Raw genomic sequence first — 26,407 nt, forward strand, 5'->3', positions numbered from 1 at the left:
GGTAGCGGAGAAATTCCAATCGAACTCGGAGATAGCTGGTTCTCCCCGAAATAGCTTTAGGGCTAGCCTCGGTGGTACAGTCGTGGAGGTAGAGCACTGATTGGGTGCGGGGCCCGCAAGGGTTACCAAGCTCAGTCAAACTCCGAATGCCATAGACTGATTAACCGGGAGTCAGACAGTGAGTGCTAAGATCCATTGTCAAAAGGGAAACAGCCCAGACCATCAGCTAAGGTCCCCAAGTGTGTGTTAAGTGGGAAAGGATGTGGAGTTGCACAGACAACCAGGATGTTGGCTTAGAAGCAGCCACCATTTAAAGAGTGCGTAATAGCTCACTGGTCGAGTGACTCTGCGCCGAAAATGTAACGGGGCTAAACACACCACCGAAGCTATGGCTTGAATCGACTTCACTGCTTCTTTGAGGCGGTGAATCACGAGACATTTTTGCCGAAAGCAACCTTTAAAATGAAATCAGGGTTTCGGCCAAATGCTTCTCGGGGATCAACACACTTCGAAGCTGGAGTGAAGTCGATTCAGGGGTAGGGGAGCGTTGTATGTAGGTTGAAGGTGTACCGTAAGGAGCGCTGGACAGCATACAAGTGCCAACGCCGGTATGAGTAACGCAAAGATCAGTGAGAATCTGATCCGCCGACAGCCTAAGGGTTCCTGAGGAAGGTTCGTCCGCCCAGGGTAAGTCGGGACCTAAGGCGAGGCCGACAGGCGTAGTCGAAGGAAAACAGGTGGAAATTCCTGTACCACCGTAAACCGCTATGAGCGATGGGGTGATGCAGCAGGGTAGTGACGCGGACTGATGGATGTCCGTCCAAGCAGTGAGAGGGTAGCATAGGCAAATCCGTGCTACATAACCTTGGGCTGTGATGGGGAGCGAAAATTGCAGTAGCGAAGGTCATGATCTCACACTGCCAAGAAAAGCCTCTAGCCAGGTGAAGGTGCCCGTACCGTAAACCGACACAGGTAGGCGAGAAGAGAATTCTAAGGCGCGCGGAAGAACTCTCGTGAAGGAACTCGGCAAAATGACCCCGTAACTGCGGGAGAAGGGGTGCCTCGGTAGGGTGAATAGCCCGAGGGGGCCGCAGTGAAAAGGCCCAAGCGACTGTTTAGCAAAAACACAGGTCTGTGCGAAGCCGTAAGGCGAAGTATACGGGCTGACGCCTGCCCGGTGCTGGAAGGGTAAGGGGAGTGGTTAGGGGTAACCCGAAGCTATGAACTGAAGCCCCAGTAAACGGCGGCCGTAACTATAACGGTCCTAAGGTAGCGAAATTCCTTGTCAGGTAAATTCTGACCCGCACGAATGGCGTAACGACTTGGGCGCTGTCTCAACGAGAGATCCGGTGAAATTTTACTACCTGTGAAGATGCAGGTTACCCGCGACCAGACGGAAAGACCCCATGGAGCTTTACTGCAGCTTGATATTGGACTTTGATACGATTTGTACAGGATAGGTGGGAGCCTAGGAAGAGGGAGCGCAAACTTCCTTGGAGGCGCCGTTGGGATACCACCCTGATCGTATCGGAGTTCTAACCTGGTGCCCTAATCGGGTATGGGGACAGTGTCAGGTGGGCAGTTTGACTGGGGCGGTCGCCTCCTAAAGAGTAACGGAGGCGCCCCAAGGTTCCCTCAGAATGGTTGGAACTCATTCGAAGAGTGCAAAGGCAAAAGGGAGCTTGACTGCGAGACTGACAAGTCGAGCAGGGACGAAAGTCGGGCTTAGTGATCCGGTGGTACCGCATGGAAGGGCCATCGCTCAACGGATAAAAGCTACCCTGGGGATAACAGGCTTATCTCCCCCAAGAGTCCACATCGACGGGGAGGGTTGGCACCTCGATGTCGGCTCATCGCATCCTGGGGCTGAAGTAGGTCCCAAGGGTTGGGCTGTTCGCCCATTAAAGCGGTACGCGAGCTGGGTTCAGAACGTCGTGAGACAGTTCGGTCCCTATCTGTCGTGGGCGGAGGAAATTTGAGAGGAGCTGTCCTTAGTACGAGAGGACCGGGATGGACGCACCGCTGGTGCACCAGTTGTTCCGCCAGGAGCATAGCTGGGTAGCTAAGTGCGGAAGGGATAAGCGCTGAAAGCATCTAAGCGTGAAGCCCCCCTCAAGATGAGATTTCCCAACTAGTAAGACCCCTTGAAGACGACGAGGTAGATAGGCTGGGGGTGGAAGTGCAGCAATGCATGGAGCTGACCAGTACTAATCGGTCGAGGGCTTATCCAAAATGGACCCCACAAAGTGAAGAAAAGCTGACGAAGCGAACTCCGAATACTTTGGCGGGGACCCGAAAGATACCCCAAAAAGTGAAGCGGAGGCTTCGGAGAGTACTACCTAGGTACTTTTCGGGGACCCCGGGAAACCGAGTAAGGGCTAATTCACACTTGATTGTTTCGTATCCAGTTTTCAGGTGATCAAACATCTGAACCGATTTTAAGCTGCAAGTCCTTTCTAAGGTCTGATATTTTGCTGAAGCGAAAGACGCGGAAGTAAAGCAGCGCAAAAATCATGTTTGGTGGCGATGGCGGAGGGGTTCCACACGTACCCATCCCGAACACGACCGTTAAGCCCTCCAGCGCCGATGGTACTTGGACCGCAGGGTCCTGGGAGAGTAGGACGTCGCCAAGCGATTCCCTTAGGGGATTTTTTTATCCCTTTGTTAGGGCCCTTAGCTCAGTTGGTTAGAGCGCACCCCTGATAAGGGTGAGGTCGGTGGTTCGAGTCCACTAGGGCCCACCATTCCCTAACTTATAAAAGTTGAATTTGTAGATATGGGGCCATAGCTCAGCTGGGAGAGCGCCTGCCTTGCAAGCAGGAGGTCAGGAGTTCGATCCTCCTTGGCTCCACCATTTCTGTAAAACTCAATAATTGTTTAATGTCGCGGGGTGGAGCAGCTCGGTAGCTCGTCGGGCTCATAACCCGAAGGTCACAGGTTCAAATCCTGTCCCCGCAATTGGTTTATGGCGGTCGTGGCGAAGGGGTTAACGCACCGGATTGTGGCTCCGGCATTCGTGGGTTCAAGTCCCATCGATCGCCCCATATTTATCCTTATTGTTGGGGATTAGCCAAGCGGTAAGGCAACGGACTTTGACTCCGTCATGCATAGGTTCGAATCCTATATCCCCAGCCATTTTACTTTTAAAAAGTGAAGTTGAGCTTTGATAATAACTTCGGTTATTGCAGGGATAAAATGATTGTTGTTGTGAGCCATTAGCTCAGTTGGTAGAGCACCTGACTTTTAATCAGGGTGTCGAAGGTTCGAGTCCTTCATGGCTCATCTTAATACATAATGCGGACGTGGCTCAGCGGTAGAGCATCGCCTTGCCAAGGCGAGGGTCGCGGGTTCGATTCCCGTCGTCCGCTCCAATCTAAAGCATAAGCGCTTGCGAATTTCGCGGCGTTTTTTTGTTATATTATCGGTCAATGGATCGTTTTTTAGGATTAAGAAAAGAAGTTCATTTAATAGGCTAGGATAGCCCGGTTTTCCTCGTTTTCCTCGTTTTCCTCGTTTTCGTACAGTACAATTAGTTCGGCAAGGACTTCCGTATAAAAATGCAGCATAAAAATAAAGCATAAAAATCCCCTGCCTGTAAACTGAGCAGGGGATTCCTTGTTGTTCGCTTATAGAATGACCATTGCGGCAAGTCCGGAGAGGATGCCTAATACAACAACGGCGGCAGCTACAAAAGCAAGTACCTTTTTCGGATAGGATCTTGAAATCATAAGAAGCGATGGAAGGCTTACCGCTGGCAGGGTGAGCAGTAACGCACCCGCCGGGCCGGTGCCAAGGCCAAAGGACATAAAGGACTGGATGATTGGAATTTCAGCTGCAGTTGGAATAACGAACAGCATTCCCGCAATAGCAAACCCTATGATAGCCAGCAGATGGTTGCCTTCGCTAAGTCCTACGTGAGGAAACAGCCAAGCACGGGCAGCGCCGAGAATGAAGACGAATAACAGATAAGCAGGAACGATGCTTAAGAGCATGCTGCCAACGCTTTTTAACCAACGAACCAGGAAAGGCCCTTCTTCTTGCTTAACGGCTTCCTCGGTGGTTTCGAGCACTTCTTCCGGGATTTCACTTTTGCCTGCAAACCGGTTTGCAAAATAACTGACTCCAAACGTCAGCAGTATACCGAACACCAGACGAAGTACGGTGAATTTCCAAGACAGCACAAACGTCATAAAGATCAGCGTCGCCGGGTTGAGCGTCGGGTTGCCAAGCCAGAACGCAAGGCTGGAGCCGACGGAGACGTTCTTTTTCCGAAGGCCAACTGCAATCGGCGCTGCACAGCAAGTGCACATCATGCCGGGGAGGGAGGCTATGCCGCCCAGTGCTGTGCTTTTGAAGGTGGTTTTGCCGAGCACTTTCAGCAGCCACTGTGCCGGAATCAGCACCTGAACCAGAGAACCGAGCAGGACACCCAGCACGGCGGCTTTCCATACCGACTTGTAGTAGGCTGTCGCATAATCAACTGCTGCCGACCAGGATGGGGAAGGCGCGGTCTCGGAGCTGCCGGTAAGAATCGAAGAGCCGATAGAGTGGTCAGTGGCGGCTTTAAAAGCTTTTTCATAATAAGGCCACCATTTGACGTACGATAAACCTGCCGCCGCAATCAGAAGGAATAAAACCACGAAGATCGCCGTTTTAACATTTCTGTGAGCTGCAGGTGAAGAGCCTGTTAACTGAGACATATCCTTTGTTACCCCCGATTTCTGAATGAAATAACGTCAATATGATAGTATAACACAAATTTCGCTGTTTTTACCTTGATTTTATTAGTGGTATACTGATTGAGGAGTATTTTCAATTGCACGCTCAGTGGAGCCTCATTTTCCATATAAGAAACAGAAAGGTAGATGATAGTTGTGTCAACACAGCAGCCAATCAAACTTACGTCTTTATCTTCAAAAGGGGGATGCGGTTGTAAAATAGGACCGGCAGACTTGGCTCAAGTGCTCCGCAGCCTGCCTCCAGCGGTTCCTAACCCAGCTCTGCTGGTTGGCTTGGATACAAGCGATGATGCTGGTGTCTATAAGCTGACGGATGAGCTGGCGCTCGTCCAGACTGTTGATTTCTTTACGCCGATCGTAGACGATCCTTATGATTTCGGACAAGTGGCAGCAACCAATGCGATCAGCGATATTTACGCCATGGGCGGCAAACCGTTAACGGCGCTCAATATTGTCGCGTTTCCGATCCATACGCTGGAGAAATCGGTTTTGACCGAAATTTTGCGCGGTGCTGGCGATAAGCTGAAGGAAGCCGGTGTAACGCTGGTAGGCGGACACTCCATCGACGACAAAGAGCCTAAATTTGGTCTGGCCGTTACAGGCCTTGTGCATCCTGACCGGGTACGTACGAATGCCGGGGCTAAGCCAGGGGATCAATTGATTTTGACTAAACCTATCGGGGTAGGTATTCTGACCACTTCCATTAAAAAGGATCTGCTCAGCGCGGAGGAAGTGGCACGGGTTACTTCGGTCATGACAACCCTGAACAAAACAGCAGCGGAAACGATGGAAAATTATGATGTGCATGCCTGCACGGACGTTACCGGCTTTGGCCTGCTTGGACATGCTTCTGAAATGGCAAAAGGCAGCGGTACGGGGATTGTCATCTACAAGGACCAAGTACCGTTTCTGCCACGCGTTCGCGAGCTTGCTGAAGCAGGCAGCGTACCGGGAGGAACGAAAAACAACTATGACCATTTGCAAGGCTCTGTTACATTCCCGGAAGATTTGGATCAAATCGGCCAGTGGATGCTGTGCGATGCGGTAACGTCAGGCGGACTGCTGATTGCCGTAAACGGAGACCAAGCCGGCGAGCTGTTGAAGCAATTGGTGGATGCTGGAGTCGAAGCGGCATTGATTGGTGAGGTAACTTCGGATCATCCAGGGCATATCCAGGTTAAATAAGCCTGCATGACGGATAATTAAAGGATTCTAAGAACAGGGATTATAGACAGAAGCAAGGAGCGAGTAGATGTGTTCACAGATATAGAAGTAGAAGAGCTTCTTGCGAAGCAACAGCAACAGGAAATGACGCTGATCGATGTACGGTCTCAGTCCGAGTTTGAGGAATCAACGATTCCGGGGAGTCTGAATATCCCTTTTTTTAATGATGAAGAACGTGCGGAAATCGGAACCTTGTACAAGCAGGTCAGCGTGGAGGCGGCTAAAAAGCGTGGACTTGCGATCATTTCGGCCAAGCTGCCTGCTTTGATTGAACAGTTCCAGGAGATCCAGGGAAATAAAGTGGTCTTCTGCTGGCGGGGCGGAATGCGAAGCCGAACGACAGCAACTCTGCTGTCCCTGATGGATGTCCATGTCCAGCGCCTGAGCGGGGGCATTCGTTCTTACCGGAAATGGGTAGTAGACGAACTAAGTCAATTTGAAGTCAAGCCGAAGGCCCTTGTTCTTAACGGGTATACAGGCACGGGAAAAACCTATATACTCCGCAAGCTTCAAGCCGAACAATATCCGGTTCTGGATCTGGAGCAAATGGCAGGGCACCGAGGTTCCGTCTTCGGTCAGGTAGGCTTGCGCCCTCATAACCAGAAGACCTTTGATTCTCTGCTGCTGCAAGCTCTTCTCAAAGTCCAAGACCGCCCTTATATGTTATTGGAGGCGGAAAGCAAACGGATTGGAAAAGTCGCTATGCCGGAATTCCTTGTGAAAAGCAAGGAGGAAGGGATGCAGCTTTGGATCGATCTTCCTATTGAAGAGCGGGTGAAGCAAATCCTGGAGGATTACCAACCCGAACTCCATCAGGATGCTTGCCTGGCTGCCTTCCGTAGAATCAAGGAACGTATGCATACGCCGATCGCCAAACAAATCGAAGAGGATTTGCAGGCCGGGCGGTTTGGGGATGCAGCCGAGCAGCTGTTGATCCATTACTATGATCCGCGTTACGAGCATACGGCCAGAGAGATCGGGCCTGATAACCTCGTTATGATTAAAGCGGATAACGTGGATGACGCATTGGCACAGGTCAAACAATATATTTCTGAACCTATAGGTTAGATGACGAGAAACGAGAAACCCTGAATGAGGTGAGGGACTCGTCAAACACCAAAGAGGTCTCTGCACAGGCAGAGACCTCTTGTTGGTTTAAAGCAGGTATTGCAGGCCGAAAGATGGCTATAGAAGGCTGAAAGAAGCTACTCAGCGTACTCCGTGCTCAATCGGCTTAGCTCACTCAACTTACAGCGATTTATCGTCGATGCTGTTCAGCCAGCCTTCGATTTCGCCGATCACGGAAGCGATGGAGCCGTCTTCAAACGGCGATTTGAGTCCGGCCAGCTCGACCAGCTTGAGGAAGGACTGGCTGCCGCCGGCTTGGCAAAGCGTCAAATAATCTTTCCAAGCGGCTGCAAAATCCTCTCTGGAACGCTTCCAGAACTGGAACGCACACAGTTGGGCAAGCGTGTAATCGATGTAGTAGAACGGCGAGCTGTAAATGTGGCCTTGCTTCTGCCAGAAGCCGCCTTGCTCCAGATAAGCGTTACCGTCGTAATCGCGGTGCGGCAAGTACTTTTTCTCAATTTCCCGCCATGCATGGTTGCGTTCAGCCGGTGTAGCATCCGGGTTACTGTAGACGAAATGCTGGAATTCATCGACGGATACGCCGTAAGGAATGAACTGAAGGCTTTCAGCCAGGTGATTGAAGCGGTATTTGTCCGCATCTTCTTCAAAGAACAGATTCATCCAAGGCCAAGTGAAGAATTCCATGCTCATCGAATGAATTTCCGCAGCTTCATAAGTAGGGAAAGCATATTCAGGCACGGTCAGGTTGCGGCTTTCATAAGCCTGGAACGCGTGGCCGACTTCGTGAGTGAGTACGTCGATGTCACCGGAAGTGCCGTTGAAGTTTGAGAAAATGAACGGAGCTTTATATTCGCTAAAATAGGTGCAGTAGCCGCCGCCTTGTTTGCCTTTTTTGCTGACCAGATCCATCAGGTTGCTTTCGAGCATAAACGTAAAGAACTCGTCGACCTCTGGGGACAGCTCTTTGTACATTTTGGCGCCGCCAGCGATAATCCAGTCCGGATCGCCTTTAGGATCAGCATTGCCGGTTTTGAATTTCAGGTGCTCGTCATAAAGCTTCAGGCTGTCCAGACCCAATCGTTCGGCTTGACGGTCTTTCAGCTTCTGCGAAGCCGGTACGATAAATTCAAGCACCTGCTTGCGGAAGTTGGCGACCATTTCCGGTGTGTAATCCGTACGCATCATGCGGTCGTAACCAAGTCCTACGAAGTTCTCGTAACCCAGCTTCTTGGCGATACGTGTCCGGACTTTAACCAGATCGTCATAAATGCGGTCCAGTTCCTGGCTGTGCTCTGCCATAAATGCATAGCGGGCTTCGGAAGCGCGCTTACGGAGATCACGGTCTGTTGATTGCTCGAACGGAACCAGCTGCGGCAGCGTTCTTTCTTCGCCTTCAAACGGAATTTTGGCAGAAGCAATAAGCTGCGAGTATTCGGTGGACAGTTTGTTCTCGAGCTGCAAGTCCTCAATGATTTCAGGACTGAAAATGCGCAGCGAAATTTCGGCCAGCTGGAACAGCTGGGTTCCCCATTCCTTCTCAAGGGCCACGCGATTGGCTGAATTCACGATCGCTCTGTAATATTCGGTTATGTATTCCTGGATCACGGGGCCGATTTCATCCATGTAATCCTGTTCGGCTTTGTAGAAGGCATCCGTAGTATCAATGGAATGGCGCACGCCGACAAGCTGCTGCATAGTCTCGAATTCGCTACGTAGTTTGTTGATGGCGGAGATAGCCTTGCGTTCTTCATCAAGCGAAGTGGCTGCGCTAAGTTGGGCCAGCAAATTTGTAAATTGCTGCTTGAGCTGCTCGACGTCGGGACGTTCATAGCGGTAATCCTGGAATTTTAACATGGTTCAGCACCCTTTCGTTACGATGTAACTCCTATTATATATAATCGCGCGAGCCGATGGCTACTAAAGAATGATTATAGTTTTGTCTGGTTTAACACGCTGCATGAAGCCCCATACTGGGGATAACGCGCTTTTAATGGAAAAGTCGCTGTTTTGTCACTTAACAATCCAATTGGAAGAGATATATAATTGACAGAGACAAGAACCTGAATAGGAGAGCTTCGAACATGAACAGTAAACCGGATCAATACAATTACAAGCCCACAAGCTCCAGGAACTTCACCGGGCTGATTATCACCGTATCGATTGTAGCGAATATCATTATTTTGCTTTTGTTCTTCTCCCCGCTGGGGTATCAAGGGGCCGTCGATTTTGACATTACGATTTTCCCGAGACTGAACGCGATTTTTAACAGCTTTACGTTCATTTTTCTGATAGCGGCTTTAGTGGCGATTATGAAAAAGAACATCCGCGTGCATAAAGTCTTTATTCTGCTCGCTTTTACGACAACCCTGCTGTTTCTCGTGTCATACCTGACGTTTCATTACATTTCTCCGGATACAGCGAAATATGGCGGGGAAGGGATTATCCGTCCGATTTATTTCTTTATCCTGATCACCCACAGCTTCCTGGCCGCCGTTGTAGTGCCGCTGGCTTTGTTCGCTCTCGTTTGGGGCTGGACGATGCAGGTGACCAAGCATAAAAAAATCGTCCGCTGGACGATGCCGATTTGGCTGTATGTCAGCCTGACGGGGGTTATCGTGTATCTGATGATGGCTCCTTATTATTGACACTATGTAGTGTTAGCGGAAATCCGTTCACGGAGATTAGCTCTATAAGCCTATTAATGAGCATTACTAAGCTATTACTAAGCTATTAATAAACCTCAAATAAGCCGAAACATAAAATCAGCCGGATCCTCTTAAGAGACCCGGCTGATTTTTTTATTTAGTTGTTACTGTGGGTTGGTTGTAAACAGGCTTGCTGTCTTCAGCAGCACTCTTGCCGGCAGCTTCAACGTGCTCACGATGACCTGGGCAACGTCTTCCGGCTGCATCATCCGGTCTTCATCACCGATCGGCAAATTGTTTCTGGCAGCCAGATCGGTATTGACGGTACTAGGATTGAGGCCTATCACCCGAATATTGGACTTGCGGACCTCATGCATCAAAGCTTCGGTCAATCCGATCACCCCGAACTTGGAAGCGCAGTAAGCGGAGCCTGTGGCAAAACCTCGTTCGCCGGCAGTGGAGGCAATGTTGATGATGTCGCCGCTTTTCTTCTCAAGCATGGCGGGGAGAGCGGCACGTGTTACATAGTAGGTACCCATCAGATTGACCCGAATGATCCGTTCCCATTCTTCAGGGTCCATGTCGAGCAGGCTGCCGAAGGTGGCAGTCCCGGCATTGTTGATTAAAATATCAGGGGTACCCAATTCGAGTTCAAGAGCAGCAATGGCGGCTTCGGCTTGATGACGTTCCGAAATATCGGCTGCACTGCTTACGATTTGAATATCGTATGTACCGGCCAGCTCTTCCTGAAGCTGCTTTAATTCATCAGCATTTCGGGAAATCAGTCCAAGATTGACGCCTTCTGCGGCCAAGGCGAAAGCGATAGCACGGCCAATGCCTTTGCTGGCTCCAGTAATAATGGCAGTTTTCTTTTGCAGATTTGTAGTTTGTAAGGTCATGTTTAGTTCCTCCCTGAATGGTTGAAAATGGATTTGAGTATGTCCTGCACATGGACACTATTCTTTGAGATAAATAATGCCGATCGTTTTTGGACCGCAATGACTGCAGATCACGCAGCCGGCTTCCGTAATGAAAACTTCCTGCGGCTGAAGGGTATCCTGAAGGGTTCCGCGGAGATTCTTCGCATCTTCCTGGGCCATCGTTTGGGTGACAAACAACGTTCCCCGGTCCATCGTCTCTTTGTTGCCTAAAGCGTTGGAAACCATTTGATCAAAGGCTTTCTCGCGGCTTCCGCGAACTTTGTAGGCCGGAGTCATTTTGCCATCGATGACTTTGATGACCGGCCGGATTTTGAGCAGGCTGGCCACGACATTTTGCATACCGGAGCAGCGTCCGCCTTTATGTAAATAGTCGAGAGAATCAATCACAAATTCCGTATCGACCTTAGGGCGAATGTCGGCAAGCAGACTCAGGATCTGATGAACGTTTTGTCCTGCTTCGGCGGCACGCGCTGCTTTCAGCACCTGGATTCCGATACCGGTAGACAAGTTCAGAGAGTCGAATACGTTGACTATTCCTTGTTCAAACTCTTCCGATGCGATCAGGGCATTTTGATAGGTGGAAGAGAGCTCGGAAGATAAGCTGATATAGACAATCTGACGCCCCTGTTCTACAAATGGAGCAAACGCCTGCACGAAATCGCTTGGCGAAGGAGCGGCGGTCAGAGGAAGTTTACCGGTTTCAGATACCTTGGTGTAAAGCTCGGGAGGAGTCAAATCAATCCCATCCCTGTAGGATCTGGATTCAAACGTTACATATAAAGGAACAATGCCGATATCATATTGTTTGATCAGATCAGCAGACAAATCGCAGGTGCTGTCTGCAAAAATTTTAATTGAACTCATTTCATTAAGTCACCTTTCCAATCAGAATCAGTTGTTAGACCTAAACTTGGCCGCCTGATGCTGCAACACCGATGATCAGCAGAATAACGAGCAGAAGGAAAGGCAGAAGTCCAAAGACGAGTCCCAGGACGGCAAATAATTTCTTGCGGTTCTTGAGCGCAAGCCCGATGATGGCCGTAACAATCCCGGCCAGATTAAGAATCCCGCAAGCCAAAAGCCCATAAACGCCGGAAATAAACAACTGCTGCTGCATTAAATGTTCTTGATCGAGTTCATCCGGTCCGATCTGTCCAAATGCGGCGAAGATTAAGGTCAGGCAGCCTACGTATCCGACAATCGCAAGCAATGCTAACACAAATGAGACGATGCCGGGTCCGGAATGTTTGACTTTCGGCCTCAGTTCCTGCTGTGCTTCTGGATGTGGGGGGAAAGAATCATATTCTTTCTCCTGTGACTGTTCATAATCCATTAGCGAATCTCCTTTGGTCATAAGTCTTATTCTTGTTCATTTTTCAATATTACGGAAGAAAAAGCAAGCCGGATTTAAGGCAATCCATTGAACACCATAGTAAAACCCATCCTCCATCGGGTAAAATATACAAGTTGAAGATGAATAATTTTGAAGGGATGAAAAGCAATGTCGCGAAAATATGCAGCGATCGGTGCTGTTCTGGGGCTTTTGGCGGTTGCTATCGGAGCCTTCGGCGCCCATGCCTTAAAGGAAGTCTTGGATGAAGAGGCACGGCAGGTTTATGAGACAGGTGTCCAGTATCAAATGTATCATGCACTTGCTCTCATACTGGTTGCTATACTGGCTCATATTTGGGGAGAATCCGCCAGCTTGCGCTGGGCCGCCCGTTTGTTTTTGATCGGTATTATTTTGTTCTCGGGAAGTTTGTATGTTCTCAGCATTTCGGGAGTTAAGGTGTTAGGAGCCGTTACACCGCTTGGCGGCGTGGCTTTTATTGCCGCTTGGATTTTGATTGTGGTATCGGTTCTGAGAACCAGACAGGCATAAGGAAGTAAAGAAGATAAGAAAGATAAGGAAGAACCTTAACAATAAAGAGGGCATCCTGCTGGGACAGGATGCCCTCTTTATGCTTGTTTCAGCCTTAAGAATCTAGAATATCTATAATCTCGTTAAGCTTGTAAGTATAGACTTGCTTCTCATCGACATGATAAACATTGATCAGCTCTTCTTTGGGCACATAGTTCAAGATTCGGCAGGGAATACTCTGACGTCCTTTTGACGTTTGAATAAGCACTCTGACCAAACGGTTGCTGGAAATGTGCGACTGTATCCACTCACCGACCGGATTTCCGTTAGAACCTGTAATGTGCGAGCCTCCCTCTGTCTTCTTGACCGAATCGGCTGCTTGGGTTGGAGCTGCTGCTTGGGAAGAAGCTTCAGAAGCGGAAACCGTTGTTTTGTTCGTCTTGCTCTTGGCGGCACGGGTTGCATCGATGATGCTGCCCAGCTCAATGCCTGATTTCACACGATAATCGGCTACCTGACCTTGGTGACTGTTTAGCAATTGGAGGAGAAGTTGAAGGGCTTCACCGTTTGTGGGGCTCTTCACAAGAATTTCTACATTAAATAAAAAGCTGCTTTCTTCATTGTCTTTCATCGTACTGTTTTCCCCCGTACTGCTTCATATTGCAAATCTATCCGTCAAAGGCACTGACGGCAATCCTATAATACCATCAAACCTGCCGGAAACCTAGTATCGGAGACATATTAAATTGAAGATAATGACCCGGCTTTCTGATTTGTTTCGCCCAAGAGGGCAGAGGGTAAAATATGGGCAGGATGGCAGGTTCCTTTTTGGCGGAAGCTAACAGGGTCCCAACTCGGGCGAAGAGCCGACGTTTGTCATTTTTTTATTTTAAAATATAAGGAAGGCGGGGATTTCAAATGGCTAAAACTGAATCCAAATCGCAAAGTAAAACGAAAAGCAAAGCGCTTCAGCAGGTTCTGAACGAACAGGTTGCAAATCTTAATGTTCTTTACGTTAAGATTCATAATTTCCATTGGTACGTTAAGGGAGAGAACTTCTTCACCCTGCACGTGAAATTTGAAGAGCTGTACAATGAAGTCACTCTGAAAATGGACGAAATCGCAGAACGCCTGCTTACACTGAAAGGCGCCCCTTCCGCCACTATGAAGGAGTACCTCGAAATCGCAACGATTCAGGAAGCGACAGGCAAAGAAGATCAGCGCGCTATGGTACAGATCCTGATCGAGGACTTCGCCACGTTGACGGAATCCTTCCAGGAAGGCATCGATTTGGCTGAAGAAGCTGAAGATGTTGCAACAGCAGACCTGCTGACAGGCTTCAAAGGCGAGTTCGAAAAACATATGTGGATGCTTCGTTCTTATCTGGGTTAAGCAGAACAAGAATAAGCTTCCTCGTTATAGAAAAAGGGGTTGGATCAGGTGGGAGAGCATTCGATCGCTTTAAAGGAATGGGCATCCACGATCAGAGCCCTGCTGGAGGGAGATCAGTTTATTCTTCTCCGGAAAGGCGGAATTCACGAAGAAACCCGTCATTTCGAGACGAGAAGTGATTCCTTCTACCTCTACCCCGCGTATGAACATCAACGCCGTGAGCTGCTGAAGCCGGAAGTCAGACATTATGTGGATGATTCTCTGCGTGAACTGGAATCGCCGGGCCTATTGAAAGGGCAGACTTATTTGTATGCTTGGGCTGAAGTAGTGGATGACATTCCGATTACTTCGGAGCAGGAATTGTCCCGGCTGTATGAGTTTCATATGTGGACGGCAAACTTTGTGGAGGAGCGACTGCGCTGGAAAAGTGAGGACCCGCTGCATGTTTTGTTGCTAAGGGTGTACCGGCTGAACCGGCCGCTTCATGTGCCTGCCTTACCGGAGTATGGAGGCTGTAAATCCTGGATAGACATTCAGGAGCTTCCCCGTCCGGATAAGGACAATTTAACACCGGTGATTCCACTGACGGAATTTGCTGAAAAAGCTCGTGTGCTGCGCAGAGCGCTGCGCTTATAAGGGTTAAGGCTTGGCCATCCTATGGCCAAGCCTTGTTTCATGGTAAAGCTTGATCCAAACTTGGCCGATGTCCATTTCCTATTATCCCGGCAAACGGACCCGAAATGGACTAATGCCGATGGGTGAATCTTATTTTCAGGGAAATTTGCTATCTCTATGAACGTTTGATGGCCGCATTGCTTCTGCTTATTTATTGCGATAGAATGTAATGAGAATCAATTGAGAATCAATAAGATTTCTTAGAATGATTCTAATTTGATACTTATTATGGTATGATAAAAATCACTACAGGGAGGCGTCCCTGTCAAAATAACGTATACCCAATTTAATATTGTAAATAGATGAAGGGAGTCTCAAATTATGTCCACGAAGTTTGTCATTGAAGGTTTGAAAGCAACCATTGAAGGTAAGGAAATCCTGAAGGGGATTGACATTGAAATTAAAGGCGGAGAAATCCATGCTATCATGGGTCCTAACGGTACGGGTAAAAGTACGCTGGCATCCGCACTTATGGGACATCCTAAATATGAAGTAACAGACGGAACAGTAACGCTTGACGGCGAAGATTTGCTGGATATGGCGGTTGACGAGCGCGCCCGCGCCGGTTTGTTCCTGGCTATGCAGTATCCGAGCGAAATTGCCGGCGTAACAAACTCGGACTTCCTGCGCAGTGCAATCAATGCCCGCCGCGGTGAAGGCAATGAAATTTCCCTGATCAAGTTTATCCGCCAAATGGAAGGTAAAATGAAAGAGCTCGAAATGAACCCTGAGTTTGCTCATCGTTACCTGAACGAAGGTTTCTCCGGCGGCGAGAAGAAGCGGAACGAAATTCTGCAAATGATGATGCTGGATCCGAAAATTGTCGTGCTTGACGAAATCGACTCCGGTCTGGACATCGATGCTTTGCGCATTGTAGCCGAAGGCGTTAACGCTATGCGCAGCGAAGAGCGCGGATTCCTGGTTATTACTCACTATCAGCGTTTGCTTAACTATATCAAACCAGACTTCGTACACGTAATGATGCAAGGACGCATCGTGAAATCCGGCGGCCCTGAATTGGCAGAGCGTCTGGAGCAGGACGGATACGACTGGATCAAAGAAGAACTCGGCATTGTCGATGAAACTGTCGGCCAAGAGCAGGAAGTCTAAGAAACGGAGGAGGAGACAGTATGACTACATTAACCGTTCTTCCCGTTGAGGCTTCGGCCCTGAACGCATTTTCTGAGCGGAACAGCGAACCGGCCTGGCTGAAGGAGCGCAGACTTAAAGCGCTTGAACTGGCTGGACAACTCGAACTTCCGAAGCTTGAAAAGATGAAACTTGAGCGCTGGAACCTGAAGAACTTCGGTTCTCCAGAGGCTGCGGGACAAACCGGCACAGAGCTGCCTTCCTATGTTTCCGAGCTCGTTGATCCTTCGCAAAGCGACTCGCTGGTTGTACAGCGCAATGACAATACGATTATCAGCCGTTTGTCCAAAGAGCTTGCGGATAAAGGCGTTATCTTTACCGACTTGCAGACAGCTGCTAGAGAACATGCTGACCTTGTACAGCAGCATCTGTCTACGGTAGTAGCTGCAGATGAGAATCAGCTGACTGCTCTGCATAACGCCGTGTGGAACGGCGGAGTATTCCTGTATGTGCCGCGCAACGTGGAAATTGAAGTGCCGCTTCAGGCGTTGTTCCTCGTTGACGACGCAAAATCCGTGTTTGCCCCTCACGTGCTTGTGGTGGCTGACACGAACAGCCGCGTGACATACGTAGACAACTATGTATCCGGCGAGCTTGACGAAGAGCTTGTGCATAACGGCATCGTTGAGGTTGTCGTGAAAGCCGGCGCCAAAGTACAATACGCTACCGTTCACCATCTGAGCGGCAAAGTGACGGATTTGACTTACCGCCGTGCTGCTGTTGAGAACGATGGCAGCATTGAATGGATCGTTGGGGAAATGAACAACGGCGATACCATGAGCGATACCAACAGCATTCTTAAAGGGAACGGTTCCCTGTCCGATGCCAAGATTATTGCGGTAGGCTCCGGTTCCCAGCGTTTGAACCTCAGCACGAGAGCAACCCATATTGGTAAAAGCTCCGACAGCCAGATGATTACCCGCGCCGTAATGCGCGAGGAAGCTACGGCGATCATCAACGGCATTACCAAAATCGAACACGGCGCAACCAAAGCAAACGGCGAGCAGACAGAGAAAGTGCTGATGCTCAGCCCGAAAGCGCGCGGTGACGCCAACCCGATCCTCCTGATTGACGAGGACGACGTAACAGCAGGCCATGCCGCTTCCGTCGGCCAGGTGAATCCGGAGCAGATCTACTATCTGATGTCTCGTGGCATCTCCCGCGAGCAAGCGGAACGCCTCATCATCTACGGCTTCCTTGCACCTGTGGTTTCCGATATTCCGCTTGAGCAGCTCCAGCAGCAATTACAGGCTCTTGTGGAAAGGAAGCTGGGACAATGAATCCTGAACTATTAAAAGAGCAGTTTCCCATCTTGAACCAGGAGATAAACGGGCATCCGCTCGTTTATCTCGATAATGCGGCTACTTCGCAGAAACCCCGTGCGGTTATCGACGCGGTGAAGCAGTATTACGAGTGGGAGAACTCCAACGTGCACCGCGGAGTTCACACGCTCGGAAGCCGCGCGACGGAAGCTTACGAAGGCGCGCGCGAGAAAGTGGCGCGGTTTATCGGGGCTCCCGATTCGTCGCAGATTATTTTTACCAGGGGAACAACAACGGCCCTGAATATCGTAGCTTCCTCGTACGGCCCGGCTAATGTCGGTGTAGGCGACGAAATTGTCATCACGGAAATGGAGCATCACAGCAACCTGATTCCGTGGCAGCAGCTCGCCATCCGCACCGGGGCTACACTCAAATACATTCCAATGCAGCCTGATGGCCATATCGAACTTCAGGATGCAGAAGAAACCATTACGTCCCAAACGAAAATCGTAGCGATCAATTATGTTTCAAACGTGCTTGGCGTGGTAAATCCGGTTAAAGAAATCGCCGCGATCGCTCACCGGCACGGCGCTGTGATTGTTGTGGACGGCGCGCAGAGCACACCACACATGAAGATTGACGTGAAGGACCTTGATTGTGATTTCTATGCTTTATCCGGTCATAAAATGTGCGCGCCAACCGGAATTGGCGTATTATATGGCAAGAAGGAACTTCTTGATGCGATGGAGCCGATTGAATTCGGCGGTGAAATGATCAACGATGTTGGTTTGTACGAATCGACGTGGAAGGAGCTGCCTTGGAAGTTCGAAGGCGGTACCCCGATTATTGCTGGCGCTGTAGGTTTAGGCGCTGCCGTTGATTTTCTGGAGAGTGTCGGCATGGATGCCATCGCGGAACATGAACGTCAATTGGCAGCTTACGCCATGGACCGTTTGTCCGGCATAGAAGGAATTACGCTGTATGGCCCTAAAGACCGCAAGGTTGGGCTGGTGACCTTTAATCTGGACGATATTCATCCGCATGACGTGGCAACCGTGCTTGACTCCTTCGGTGTCGCTGTTCGTGCGGGCCATCACTGCTGCCAGCCTTTGATGCGTTGGCTGAAAGCTTCTGCGACAGCCAGAGCAAGCTTCTATCTATATAACACGGAAGCAGATGTTGACCGTCTTGTGGATGGCTTAATCCAAACAAAGGAGTATTTCGCGTGATGCAACTAGACGACCTTTATCGCCGTGTCATTATGGATCATTATAAAAATCCGCGTAACCGCGGCACGTTCAGTGATGATGCCTTAACGGTGAACCTGAACAATCCGACCTGCGGAGACCGCATTTCCCTCCAACTGATTGTGGAGGATAATATCGTCAAGGATGCCCGCTATACGGGTGAAGGCTGCTCGATCAGCATGTCTTCAGCGTCCATGATGACAGATGCCGTCAAAGGAAAGACTGTCAGTGAGGCGTTGGATTTGGCTGACCGCTTCTCTACAATGATGAAGGGCGGAGACGCTGAATTTAACGAATATGAAGATATTGAAGCCCTGTCCGGTGTGAATAAATTTCCAGCCCGCATTAAATGTGCGACGCTGGCTTGGAACGCCCTGAAGAAGGGTATCGAATAAGGAGGGTATAACCATGGCCAAGAAAGCGCCTGAAATGGAAGAATATAAATATGGTTTCCGTGATGAACACAAAGCGGTATTCCAAACTGGTAAAGGTTTGACGCCTGAAATCGTTACAGAAATTTCCCGGATCAAAAACGAACCGGAATGGATGCTCGAATACCGTCTCAAAGCATTGAAGCAGTTTGAGAAAATGCCAATGCCAAACTGGGGCGGCGACCTCAGCGAGCTGGACTTCAACGATATCCAGTATTATGTAAGACCATCCGAGAAACAAGGCAAGACGTGGGAAGAGGTTCCTGCCGAAATCAAGGAAACCTTCGATAAACTGGGCATCCCGGAAGCCGAGCAGAAATTCCTTGCCGGTGTATCCGCTCAGTACGAATCCGAGGTTGTATATCACAACATGCAGGAGGATCTGGAGAAGCAGGGCGTTATCTTTATGGATACCGACACTGCTTTGAAAGAACATCCGGAAATTTTCCGTGAATATTTCGGTACAATCGTACCTCCGGCTGACAACAAGTTTGCGGCCCTGAACAGTGCAGTATGGTCCGGCGGCAGCTTCATCTACGTGCCTAAAGGCGTGAAATGTGAAATTCCGTTGCAGGCTTACTTCCGGATCAACTCCGAAAACATGGGTCAGTTCGAACGTACTCTGATCATCGCCGATGAGGACAGCTTTGTGCATTACGTAGAGGGCTGTACAGCTCCGATCTACAGCACGAACTCTCTGCACAGTGCGGTGGTTGAGATCATCGTGAAGAAGAACGCCCGCGTTCGTTACACGACGATTCAGAACTGGGCACCAAACATTTATAACCTGGTTACAAAACGTGCGGTTGCCGAAGAAAATGCGAACATGGAATGGGTCGATGGCAACATCGGTTCCAAACTGACCATGAAGTATCCGGCTGTTATCCTCAAAGGCCGCGGCGCGAAAGGCAGCGTGCTGTCCATCGCAGTTGCAGGCAAAAACCAGCACCAGGATGCCGGCGCAAAAATGATTCACCTGGCTCCGGATACAACGTCGACGATCGTGTCCAAATCGATCTCCAAACACGGCGGTAAAGTATCCTACCGTGGTCTTGCTTCCTTCGGTCGTCAAGCGGAAGGCGCGAAATCCAACATCAAATGCGATACGCTGATTCTGGATAACGAGTCTACTTCCGATACCATTCCATACAACGAGATCATGAACGATAACGTTGTGCTGGAACACGAAGCGACCGTATCCAAAGTATCCGAAGACCAGCTCTTCTATCTGATGAGCCGTGGTCTGAGCGAAGCGGAAGCTACGCAGATGATCGTTATGGGCTTTATCGAGCCGTTTACGAAAGAACTTCCGATGGAATATGCGGTTGAGATGAACCGTCTCATCAAATTTGAGATGGAAGGCTCGATCGGTTAAGACTTATTTCTTTAACTTATAACGTGTCCACGGTAATCAAGAGCAGATGGCTCAGATAGCGTGGGCACGTTTATTTTTATATGAGTCGGATTGGATAAAGGGGAGCGAGAGCGCTTATTCAGCAGCTTGCCTTTAAAGGAGCTTGAATTGGAGCGGGTATATGCGGGTCACGATTTACGTGGCGAGCTATAATTTGATCTCAAAGGAAGAAAGAGTATGGAGCTTCAGCGGATATGCGAGGCTGGGGTTTGACATGGGTTCGTGAGCGATTTAAATAATTTGACTTAAGGTTTTAACCATCACCGTGCTCTTGGAGAGCACGGTGTATTTATTAGCAGAGAAAGATGCAATTAAATTTTTACCAGAAACCTCATGTTAGTGGGGGCGATTAACATCCCCAAAACGACTGCTCGTCTTTCCAGAAAGCTGACCAGTTCTTTTTTCCTTCCGGCTGCTCGTCCACGTTAAAATAAACATGCAGCCATTCCGGAATCCCGCACCGCAGCAGGAAGAATTTAACCGTTTCTCCTTGCTCGGGTTTGGCGTTGCCAATCAGCAGCTTAATGGCAAAACGGTTAGCTTCCTGTTCGATCCGGTCGACGGAGATCAGCGTATTTTTGCGCAGAAAGGGCGTATTCAGTTTCGCGTGCAGCAGACTGTGGCCGAGCTCATGGGCGGCGGTAAACGTGCGCTCAAATTCGTTCAGCTTCTCATTGATATGAATGATAGGGATACGATGGGCGCTGCTGAAATATCCCCAGATGTTCTTACCCAGCGGCTCGAACAGAACCAGGATGTTTTTCTGTTCTGCAATCGCCAAGGGGTCATTGGTTCCGTAGGTTTTGATCAGCTTGGTTATGAGACGTTCTTCGTCCATAGGGTACCCCCGGTGTTATTTTCTATATTGGTTTGGCGTAAACTTCTTCTTCGCCATGTATTTGGATAACCGCAGCGTGTTTTCAAGGGAGGCTTTCAACGCTTCGCGGTCCTCGTCATCATCAAGCGGTTCGCCGAAATAAGCGAGCGGCACATCGCTTTCCAATTCATCCAACATTTTCTGCAGCCGTATGGCAATATCCTTTTCCTCTTTGAAAGTTAGGGCGTAAGGATCATCGTTCCCTCCTACGGAAGGATCATCGGTTTTCCCGAGCAGGTAATCGGGTTTGGTTTTTAAAATATCCGCAAGTTTATCCAGATCGGTGCTGGAAGGGATGACGCGGCCATTTTCGATATGACCGAAGTTGGATCTTCCCATATCGAGCTGCTGGGCGATTTCTAGCTGGGTGAGTCCGAGTTGCTTGCGGCGTTCGCGTATTCTTTCACCAAGGGACATAGACAAGGCCTCCATATTAGAAAAATAAAAACGGTATTTAAAATACTTGACGGTATTAATAATACCACATATAATCAGAATTACAAGTAGCATGTACAAGTCGTTTTTATATTGTCTAGGGTATTTTAAATACCTCAATGTAATTGAGGGGAGGGAAGTTACCTAACTTATTTTAAACTGCCGAATGTGGGGAGGAGAACTTGCATCAGCTTTACCAAGTATGGATTACTTTAAAATAAAGGAGACAAAACCATGGAAGTATCCAACGATATACTCACTTTAGCCGCCCTTGTAGCCGCTTATGTTCAAATTTCCCAAGGCTTTGGTTTGAAAGATAAATGGGTTCATGTCATAGCGGTACTAATCGCGGCCATATTTGTGTTTGTCCCTGATTATATTCAGCAAAAACTGATTCTAATCTCTATTATTGGACTGTCGGCAACGGGAGCTTATCAATACGCGAAAAGGAAAGAGTGACGGGACTACTCGGTAGGATTAAAAGCCATGCTCGCAAGCAGGGTTGCCGCCAGAAGTAACTGACCAAGTTTCTCGCAGAAGACACTGCTGGAAAGGGCGGACCCGAAGGACAAAAAAACGGCATCCCAATTGCTAGATAGTGTCTAATAATTGGGATGCAGTTCAAATCGGGACAGCTGGGCTTTATTTGTTTAAGTTTTGAGTAACGTCGCCTCAGAGCTCTTACATAAAAACTTCCTGAATCGCCGTCTCCGGCTCTTTCGACAGATCCGCAAACCGGGTCTCGGTCTTCACCAAAGGCCGGAAGAAGTCCGAATGGTTGGTCATAACGATGTGGCCGGTTTCGCCGGTGGTCAGGAGGACTTTTTTCCCGATAAAGTTGGGAATCAAATGACGTATTAAGGCTTGCACAGCTTCGCCGCTTAATTGGCCAAAGCTGAGCTTGTACAGTTCCTGGAGGGTAGTCAGCTGTTCTTTCTTGGATTGATAAACTCTTTTGGAGGTCATGGCGCTATATGTATCCGCTACTGCCGTAATCCGGGCATAAGGGTGAATTTCTTCTTTAAATAAACCATAAGGATAGCCTGTACCGTCATCCCGTTCATGATGTTGTCTTGCTACTAATGCTGCTGTCTCGTCGCCTGTTGAGTTGAGAATCAGTTCGTAACCATAATGGGTGTGTTTCTTGATGAATTCGAATTCTTCGTCGGTAAGTCTGCCTGGTTTATTAAGGATGTGGGGAGGGATCATACATTTGCCCATATCATGGAGATAACCTGCTTTGCCTATTCTATAGGCTTCATCCTTCTCGTAGCCCATCCAATTCGCGATATAGAATGAGAGAAGTCCGACCTGCAGGGAATGGTTGTAGGTGTATTCGTCCTGGTGGTTAAACATCATTAGCAGGGAAACAACATCTTTTTGAGCCATCAGATCATTCATGAGAGGTTTAAGCGTTTCGTCAATACCTTCATCGCTGAATTTGCCATTTGCCAAAGATTCCAAAAAAAGCGTTTCAAAAACATCGATGGCACCTTCGAATTTAGGTTTTAAATTCAGAAGGGAGACTGACAGAGGTTGATCAGGTTGATCCGGGGAGGAGGAGATATCTTTAATGCGCAGCTCAATGTCTACATAATCGATACCGTGCTGAACCAGCTTAACGATGGCTTCATCGGTTAATTCTGCTCCCCGTTGAAGAACAAACACCCCAAAGCTGTTAAATATATCCTCCGTCACCCGATCACCGGGACGAAGTTCCATAACATGCATTCGCAAAGGACCATCCACCTTCTACTAAAGTATTATATACTTAATATATCAGGCAATATATGGATTGACAATCCTATTGAAGGTTCGACAGAATCAGCGATTTTTGGCTATAGGGTTCCAAGGTCCCTGCTGCGCGCCTTTCCATTCGGAACCATCGTCCCAAATTTCTTTTTTCCAGATCGGGACGATTTGCTTGAGCTGCTCGATCGCATAACGGCTCGCTTCATAGCAGCTTTCGCGGTGCGGGGCGGATACGGCGATCACGACACTGGCCTCCGCGATATCGACTTTGCCTGTCCGGTGGCTGATCGCACATAAGGCTCCCGGCCATTTGAGGCCGATTTCGGCGCCAATCAACTGGAACTTCTTCAGCGCCATGGGGGCATAAGCTTCATACTCCAGATGAACGGTACGTTTGCCTGCGGTCATTTCACGGGTTGTTCCGACAAAAACCAAAGACGCGCCATGGTTCGGGTGAATAACGCGGTTTGTAATTTCCTCTACATTTAAAGGAAGCGAAGTCAAATGGTACAGACCATCTGCACTTTGATGGGAATCCGCGGAAGGTTCGCCGCCCGAAACCGGCGGAATCAAGGCGATTTCGTCTTCCGGGGTAATGACCGCCTCTTCCGCTGCATATTCATGGTTTACAGCCAGAAAGGCTTGGGCGATTTGGCTGGAGGCCTGAGGATACAGATTCGTCAGGAGCGTTTTCAGCTCTGCAGCAGTGACGGAAACTTTTTCTCCCAGTTCCACGTTAATATAGGTTGAGCCTAAGGTCTCTGCAAGACCGGCGAAAAGTTGGATCCGAAGGTTCATATTCTATTCTCCTCAAATTTCTCTTATTATATAAATATAATATATCATAATCATAAGAGAAGTAGCGGATGACCGGCAAGCGGTACCGAAAGGAGAGCGAATAGCGGGATGCGGCAACATACAGAACCAGAACAGCTGATGATCCTTCATACTAACGATATCCACAGCCATTTCGGTGCAATGGTTCAACTCTCCGAGATGATTGAGTCGGAAAGGCAGATTTGGCGGGATGATCTCCTGCTGCTGGACATCGGCGACCACATGGACCGGGCTGCGGTGGAAACAGAGGGCACGCTTGGCCAAGCTAATGTTGATGTGCTGAATCTGACGGGGTATGATGCCGTAACAATCGGCAACAACGAAGGGCTTACTTTTACACCGGACATGCTGGAGCAGGCTTATGCAGGACTTCAGTGTCCCGTGGTTTGCTGCAATATCAGGGAAACCTCAACCGGGACAGCGCCTCACTGGATGAAAGAACATCATATTGTGCAGAAAGGCGGCTTTAACATCGGTTTAATCGGTGCAACCGCTGCTTTCTCAGAGTTTTACCGGATTCTGGGCTGGGACGCGTTAGAACCTGTGGAGGCCATTCGTGAGCAAGTAGAGCAGCTTCGTGATCAGGTAGATTTCATTATCCTTATGTCTCATTTGGGATTAAGAATGGACGAACAGCTGGCAGAGGAGATACAAGGGATCGACCTCATCTTGGGAGGACATTCTCATCATTTATTGGAACAACCTCTCTATATTAAGAACACCTGCCTGGCTGCAGCCGAGAAATACGGTCATTATTTAGGAAGGATTCTGGTCAAGCGGAGTCCGGAAGGCCGGGCGGCTGTTCAAGAGGGCGGCGTCCTTAAAGTAGATCCACTTGCAGAGAGCCGGGGAGATAGAGCAGAGCCTCTTAACAAGGTAGCGGAAGCGATCGCCATTCACGCGGGACATGCGGCCGAGCAGTTGAAACGTACCGTTGCTATCACGGAGCGCGTTGTGCCGGTGCAATATGACAGGGAGTCCCCTTTTGCCAATTTGCTGGCTCAATCGGTCCGGCGTTTCACGGGAAGCCAAATATCGATCGTTAATTCCGGTCAGCTATTGGACGCTTTGCCTGCGGGAGAAATTACTGAAGGAATGCTGCACGCTTTATGTCCTTCGCCTATTAACCCATGCCGGATGAAGCTCCGGGGAGAACATATTCTGCAGAGTCTTGAGGAATCGCTCGTTCCGGAGACGGCCGCCAGGCAGATCCATGGATTCGGGTTCCGCGGGAAGGTGCTGGGCTCTCTCTGCGTAGACGGGTTGGAAGTCGAATATGATCCTTCAGGCGCCCCCTTTAGTCGAATAAGTAAGGCTACTATCGAGGGGGTTCCGATTGTCCCAGAAATCGAGTATGATGTAGGAACGTTGGATATGTTCACCTTCGGCATAGGCTACAAAGCTCTTTCGCTCGGTACAGATAAGGTGTTTATTTTACCCGAATTTATAAGAGATTTGCTCCGTTTAGAGCTGCAAACGCCAGGCGCCGTCGAGCAGAGTTTCTCATCCAGATGGCATATCTCCTCTTAATTCAAGATTAAGGGGAAGGCATGATTAAAAAAGACGAACCAGGAGGAAAACATGGATATTATTGTTGCCATTATTTTAGGCATAGTTGAAGGGATTACGGAATTTATTCCGGTCTCTTCCACAGGACATATGATCCTGACATCAAGATTAATGGGGTATGACGACCAATCCTCCGTTATGAATTCATTCGAAATTGTAATTCAGCTTGGTGCGATCCTGGCGATAGCCTGGGTATACCGATTCCGTATTTTAAATTTGCTGGGTTTGCAGAAGGACAGCCAAACCTCCAGAGCTATCGGCAAACCGGCTGGAAAATTAAATTTGATTCACATTTTGCTCGGCATTGTGCCGGCCTTGGCAGTCGGTTACATCTTTAAAGACCATATCAAGAGCTTGTTTAGCGCATCTACCGTGCTTTGGGCGCTTGTGGTCGGCGGTATTTTCATGATTTTTGCGGAATGGTACAACAAAAGATATGCCCGCGTATCGGCTGAAGACATTGATCAAATCAGTTATACGCAAGCTTTCCTGATCGGAATATTCCAATGTATTTCCGTGCTCTGGCCGGGATTCTCCCGTTCAGGTTCCACGATTTCCGGAGGTATGATCTCAGGTGTAAGCTACCGGGCTTCGGCAGATTTCTCTTTCCTGATTGCCGTTCCGATCATGATTGCCGTTTCGGGCTACGAGCTGCTGGATTCTTATAAGGATATGAATTCAGACACTCTTCTTGCTTTCGCTATCGGGTTTGTGGTTTCGTTTATCGTAGCTTATCTGGTTGTGCTTGCTTTCTTGAAACTGATACAGAAGGTTCAACTTAGACATTTTGCTTATTACCGTTTTGTGCTGGCCGCTGTATTCTGGATCTTCATCATGAACTAAACAACTTGTCATCCGAGGCTTG

At 49.0% G+C, this 26,407-nt stretch carries 24 protein-coding genes, 7 tRNA genes and 2 rRNA genes (1 of these 33 running past the window's edge); 23 read left to right on the top strand and 10 right to left on the bottom strand.

Translation table 11 applies throughout. From position 1 onward, the window contains the following. From CBE73_RS20545 to CBE73_RS20585, 9 genes are all read left to right on the top strand, one after another. Positions 1-2,231 (top strand): 23S ribosomal RNA (locus tag CBE73_RS20545) (it extends 1,580 nt beyond the left edge of the window). Positions 2,232-2,516: 285 nt separating this feature from the next. Then, positions 2,517-2,633, top strand: a 5S ribosomal RNA gene (gene rrf, locus CBE73_RS20550). A 34-nt stretch (positions 2,634-2,667) separates the two neighbouring features. Next, positions 2,668-2,744 (top strand) — tRNA-Ile (locus tag CBE73_RS20555). Positions 2,745-2,778: 34 nt separating this feature from the next. Continuing rightward, a tRNA-Ala gene (locus CBE73_RS20560) sits at positions 2,779-2,854 on the top strand. A 30-nt stretch (positions 2,855-2,884) separates the two neighbouring features. Next, a tRNA-Met gene (locus CBE73_RS20565) sits at positions 2,885-2,958 on the top strand. A gap of 10 nt (positions 2,959-2,968) precedes the next feature. Beyond that, positions 2,969-3,044: transfer RNA gene (locus CBE73_RS20570), tRNA-His, on the top strand. Between the two features lie 16 nt (positions 3,045-3,060). Next, positions 3,061-3,135: transfer RNA gene (locus CBE73_RS20575), tRNA-Gln, on the top strand. A gap of 74 nt (positions 3,136-3,209) precedes the next feature. After that, a tRNA-Lys gene (locus tag CBE73_RS20580) sits at positions 3,210-3,282 on the top strand. Positions 3,283-3,296: 14 nt separating this feature from the next. Beyond that, positions 3,297-3,371, top strand: a tRNA-Gly gene (locus CBE73_RS20585). Between the two features lie 255 nt (positions 3,372-3,626). Here CBE73_RS20585 and CBE73_RS20590 read toward each other — a convergent pair. Beyond that, positions 3,627-4,700, bottom strand: coding sequence for a permease (locus CBE73_RS20590; RefSeq protein WP_094095832.1), 1,074 nt, complete (start codon positions 4,698-4,700; stop codon positions 3,627-3,629). 165 nt (positions 4,701-4,865) lie between these two features. Between CBE73_RS20590 and selD the strand changes: the two genes are divergently transcribed. Both selD and mnmH read left to right on the top strand, forming a co-directional pair. Then, on the top strand, positions 4,866-5,924 hold the full coding sequence (gene selD / locus CBE73_RS20595) for a selenide, water dikinase SelD (RefSeq protein WP_373286406.1): 1,059 nt from the start codon (positions 4,866-4,868) through the stop codon (positions 5,922-5,924). A 69-nt stretch (positions 5,925-5,993) separates the two neighbouring features. Continuing rightward, on the top strand, positions 5,994-7,031 hold the full coding sequence (gene mnmH / locus CBE73_RS20600) for a tRNA 2-selenouridine(34) synthase MnmH (protein ID WP_094095834.1): 1,038 nt from the start codon (positions 5,994-5,996) through the stop codon (positions 7,029-7,031). A gap of 180 nt (positions 7,032-7,211) precedes the next feature. On the opposite strand, the gene CBE73_RS20605 is transcribed toward mnmH, so the two are convergent. Beyond that, the gene (locus tag CBE73_RS20605) at positions 7,212-8,909 is read right to left on the bottom strand and encodes a M3 family oligoendopeptidase (protein ID WP_094095835.1); all 1,698 of its coding nucleotides are present in this window, start codon (positions 8,907-8,909) and stop codon (positions 7,212-7,214) included. Positions 8,910-9,136: 227 nt separating this feature from the next. Between CBE73_RS20605 and CBE73_RS20610 the strand changes: the two genes are divergently transcribed. Further along, complete coding sequence (locus CBE73_RS20610; protein WP_094095836.1) at positions 9,137-9,700, top strand: DUF420 domain-containing protein; 564 nt, start codon at positions 9,137-9,139, stop codon at positions 9,698-9,700. 164 nt (positions 9,701-9,864) lie between these two features. On the opposite strand, the gene CBE73_RS20615 is transcribed toward CBE73_RS20610, so the two are convergent. From CBE73_RS20615 to CBE73_RS20625, 3 genes are read right to left on the bottom strand one after another with little or no spacing between them, the layout of a single operon-like run. Further along, a complete protein-coding gene (locus tag CBE73_RS20615; RefSeq protein ID WP_094095837.1) occupies positions 9,865-10,599 on the bottom strand; it encodes a 3-ketoacyl-ACP reductase in 735 nt (244 codons plus the stop codon). 57 nt (positions 10,600-10,656) lie between these two features. Continuing rightward, complete coding sequence (locus CBE73_RS20620; protein WP_094095838.1) at positions 10,657-11,505, bottom strand: DegV family protein; 849 nt, start codon at positions 11,503-11,505, stop codon at positions 10,657-10,659. Positions 11,506-11,545: 40 nt separating this feature from the next. Beyond that, positions 11,546-11,974, bottom strand: a complete 429-nt coding sequence (locus CBE73_RS20625) for a hypothetical protein (RefSeq protein ID WP_094095839.1) — start codon at positions 11,972-11,974, stop codon at positions 11,546-11,548. 168 nt (positions 11,975-12,142) lie between these two features. Between CBE73_RS20625 and CBE73_RS20630 the strand changes: the two genes are divergently transcribed. Next, positions 12,143-12,523: a DUF423 domain-containing protein gene (locus CBE73_RS20630; protein ID WP_094095840.1), complete on the top strand. Its 381-nt coding sequence runs from the start codon at positions 12,143-12,145 to the stop codon at positions 12,521-12,523. 94 nt (positions 12,524-12,617) lie between these two features. On the opposite strand, the gene CBE73_RS20635 is transcribed toward CBE73_RS20630, so the two are convergent. Beyond that, a complete protein-coding gene (locus CBE73_RS20635) occupies positions 12,618-13,133 on the bottom strand; it encodes a hypothetical protein (protein ID WP_094095841.1) in 516 nt (171 codons plus the stop codon). Between the two features lie 287 nt (positions 13,134-13,420). On the opposite strand from CBE73_RS20635, the gene CBE73_RS20640 reads away from it, so the two are divergent. From CBE73_RS20640 to sufB, 7 genes are all read left to right on the top strand, one after another. Further along, positions 13,421-13,894, top strand: a complete 474-nt coding sequence (locus CBE73_RS20640) for a Dps family protein (protein ID WP_094095842.1) — start codon at positions 13,421-13,423, stop codon at positions 13,892-13,894. Between the two features lie 48 nt (positions 13,895-13,942). After that, positions 13,943-14,530 (top strand): DUF1802 family protein, encoded by a 588-nt coding sequence (locus tag CBE73_RS20645; RefSeq protein WP_094095843.1) that lies wholly within the window; start codon positions 13,943-13,945, stop codon positions 14,528-14,530. 360 nt (positions 14,531-14,890) lie between these two features. Beyond that, positions 14,891-15,679: a Fe-S cluster assembly ATPase SufC gene (gene sufC / locus CBE73_RS20650; RefSeq protein ID WP_094095844.1), complete on the top strand. Its 789-nt coding sequence runs from the start codon at positions 14,891-14,893 to the stop codon at positions 15,677-15,679. 20 nt (positions 15,680-15,699) lie between these two features. Then, the gene (sufD, locus tag CBE73_RS20655) at positions 15,700-16,998 is read left to right on the top strand and encodes a Fe-S cluster assembly protein SufD (RefSeq protein ID WP_094095845.1); all 1,299 of its coding nucleotides are present in this window, start codon (positions 15,700-15,702) and stop codon (positions 16,996-16,998) included. After that, positions 16,995-18,209 carry a cysteine desulfurase gene (locus CBE73_RS20660; protein ID WP_094095846.1) on the top strand — a complete coding sequence of 405 codons (1,215 nt, stop codon included), beginning with the start codon at positions 16,995-16,997 and terminating at the stop codon, positions 18,207-18,209. Before sufD ends, CBE73_RS20660 begins: the two co-directional genes overlap by 4 nt. After that, positions 18,209-18,622: a Fe-S cluster assembly sulfur transfer protein SufU gene (gene sufU / locus CBE73_RS20665; protein WP_094095847.1), complete on the top strand. Its 414-nt coding sequence runs from the start codon at positions 18,209-18,211 to the stop codon at positions 18,620-18,622. Before CBE73_RS20660 ends, sufU begins: the two co-directional genes overlap by 1 nt. A 13-nt stretch (positions 18,623-18,635) precedes the next feature. Further along, positions 18,636-20,033, top strand: a complete 1,398-nt coding sequence (sufB, locus tag CBE73_RS20670) for a Fe-S cluster assembly protein SufB (protein WP_068694290.1) — start codon at positions 18,636-18,638, stop codon at positions 20,031-20,033. Positions 20,034-20,421: 388 nt separating this feature from the next. Here sufB and CBE73_RS20675 read toward each other — a convergent pair whose 3' ends face one another. Then, on the bottom strand, positions 20,422-20,910 hold the full coding sequence (locus CBE73_RS20675; protein ID WP_094095848.1) for an ImmA/IrrE family metallo-endopeptidase: 489 nt from the start codon (positions 20,908-20,910) through the stop codon (positions 20,422-20,424). A gap of 15 nt (positions 20,911-20,925) precedes the next feature. Beyond that, a complete protein-coding gene (locus CBE73_RS20680; RefSeq protein ID WP_094095849.1) occupies positions 20,926-21,366 on the bottom strand; it encodes a helix-turn-helix domain-containing protein in 441 nt (146 codons plus the stop codon). Between the two features lie 252 nt (positions 21,367-21,618). On the opposite strand from CBE73_RS20680, the gene CBE73_RS20685 reads away from it, so the two are divergent. Further along, complete coding sequence (locus CBE73_RS20685) at positions 21,619-21,843, top strand: hypothetical protein (protein ID WP_094095850.1); 225 nt, start codon at positions 21,619-21,621, stop codon at positions 21,841-21,843. 222 nt (positions 21,844-22,065) lie between these two features. Here CBE73_RS20685 and CBE73_RS20690 read toward each other — a convergent pair whose 3' ends face one another. Next, on the bottom strand, positions 22,066-23,121 hold the full coding sequence (locus tag CBE73_RS20690) for an HD-GYP domain-containing protein (protein WP_094095851.1): 1,056 nt from the start codon (positions 23,119-23,121) through the stop codon (positions 22,066-22,068). Positions 23,122-23,208: 87 nt separating this feature from the next. Continuing rightward, on the bottom strand, positions 23,209-23,934 hold the full coding sequence (locus tag CBE73_RS20695) for a molybdenum cofactor biosynthesis protein (protein ID WP_094095852.1): 726 nt from the start codon (positions 23,932-23,934) through the stop codon (positions 23,209-23,211). Positions 23,935-24,042: 108 nt separating this feature from the next. On the opposite strand from CBE73_RS20695, the gene CBE73_RS20700 reads away from it, so the two are divergent. Further along, complete coding sequence (locus tag CBE73_RS20700; protein WP_094095853.1) at positions 24,043-25,503, top strand: bifunctional metallophosphatase/5'-nucleotidase; 1,461 nt, start codon at positions 24,043-24,045, stop codon at positions 25,501-25,503. Between the two features lie 51 nt (positions 25,504-25,554). Further along, entirely contained in the window at positions 25,555-26,385 is an 831-nt protein-coding gene (locus CBE73_RS20705; RefSeq protein WP_094095854.1) for an undecaprenyl-diphosphate phosphatase, read from the top strand. Positions 26,386-26,407 lie beyond the last annotated feature (22 nt).

It is taken from the genome of Paenibacillus physcomitrellae, assembly GCF_002240225.1.
Taxonomy (GTDB): Bacteria; Bacillota; Bacilli; order Paenibacillales; family Paenibacillaceae; genus Fontibacillus; species Fontibacillus physcomitrellae.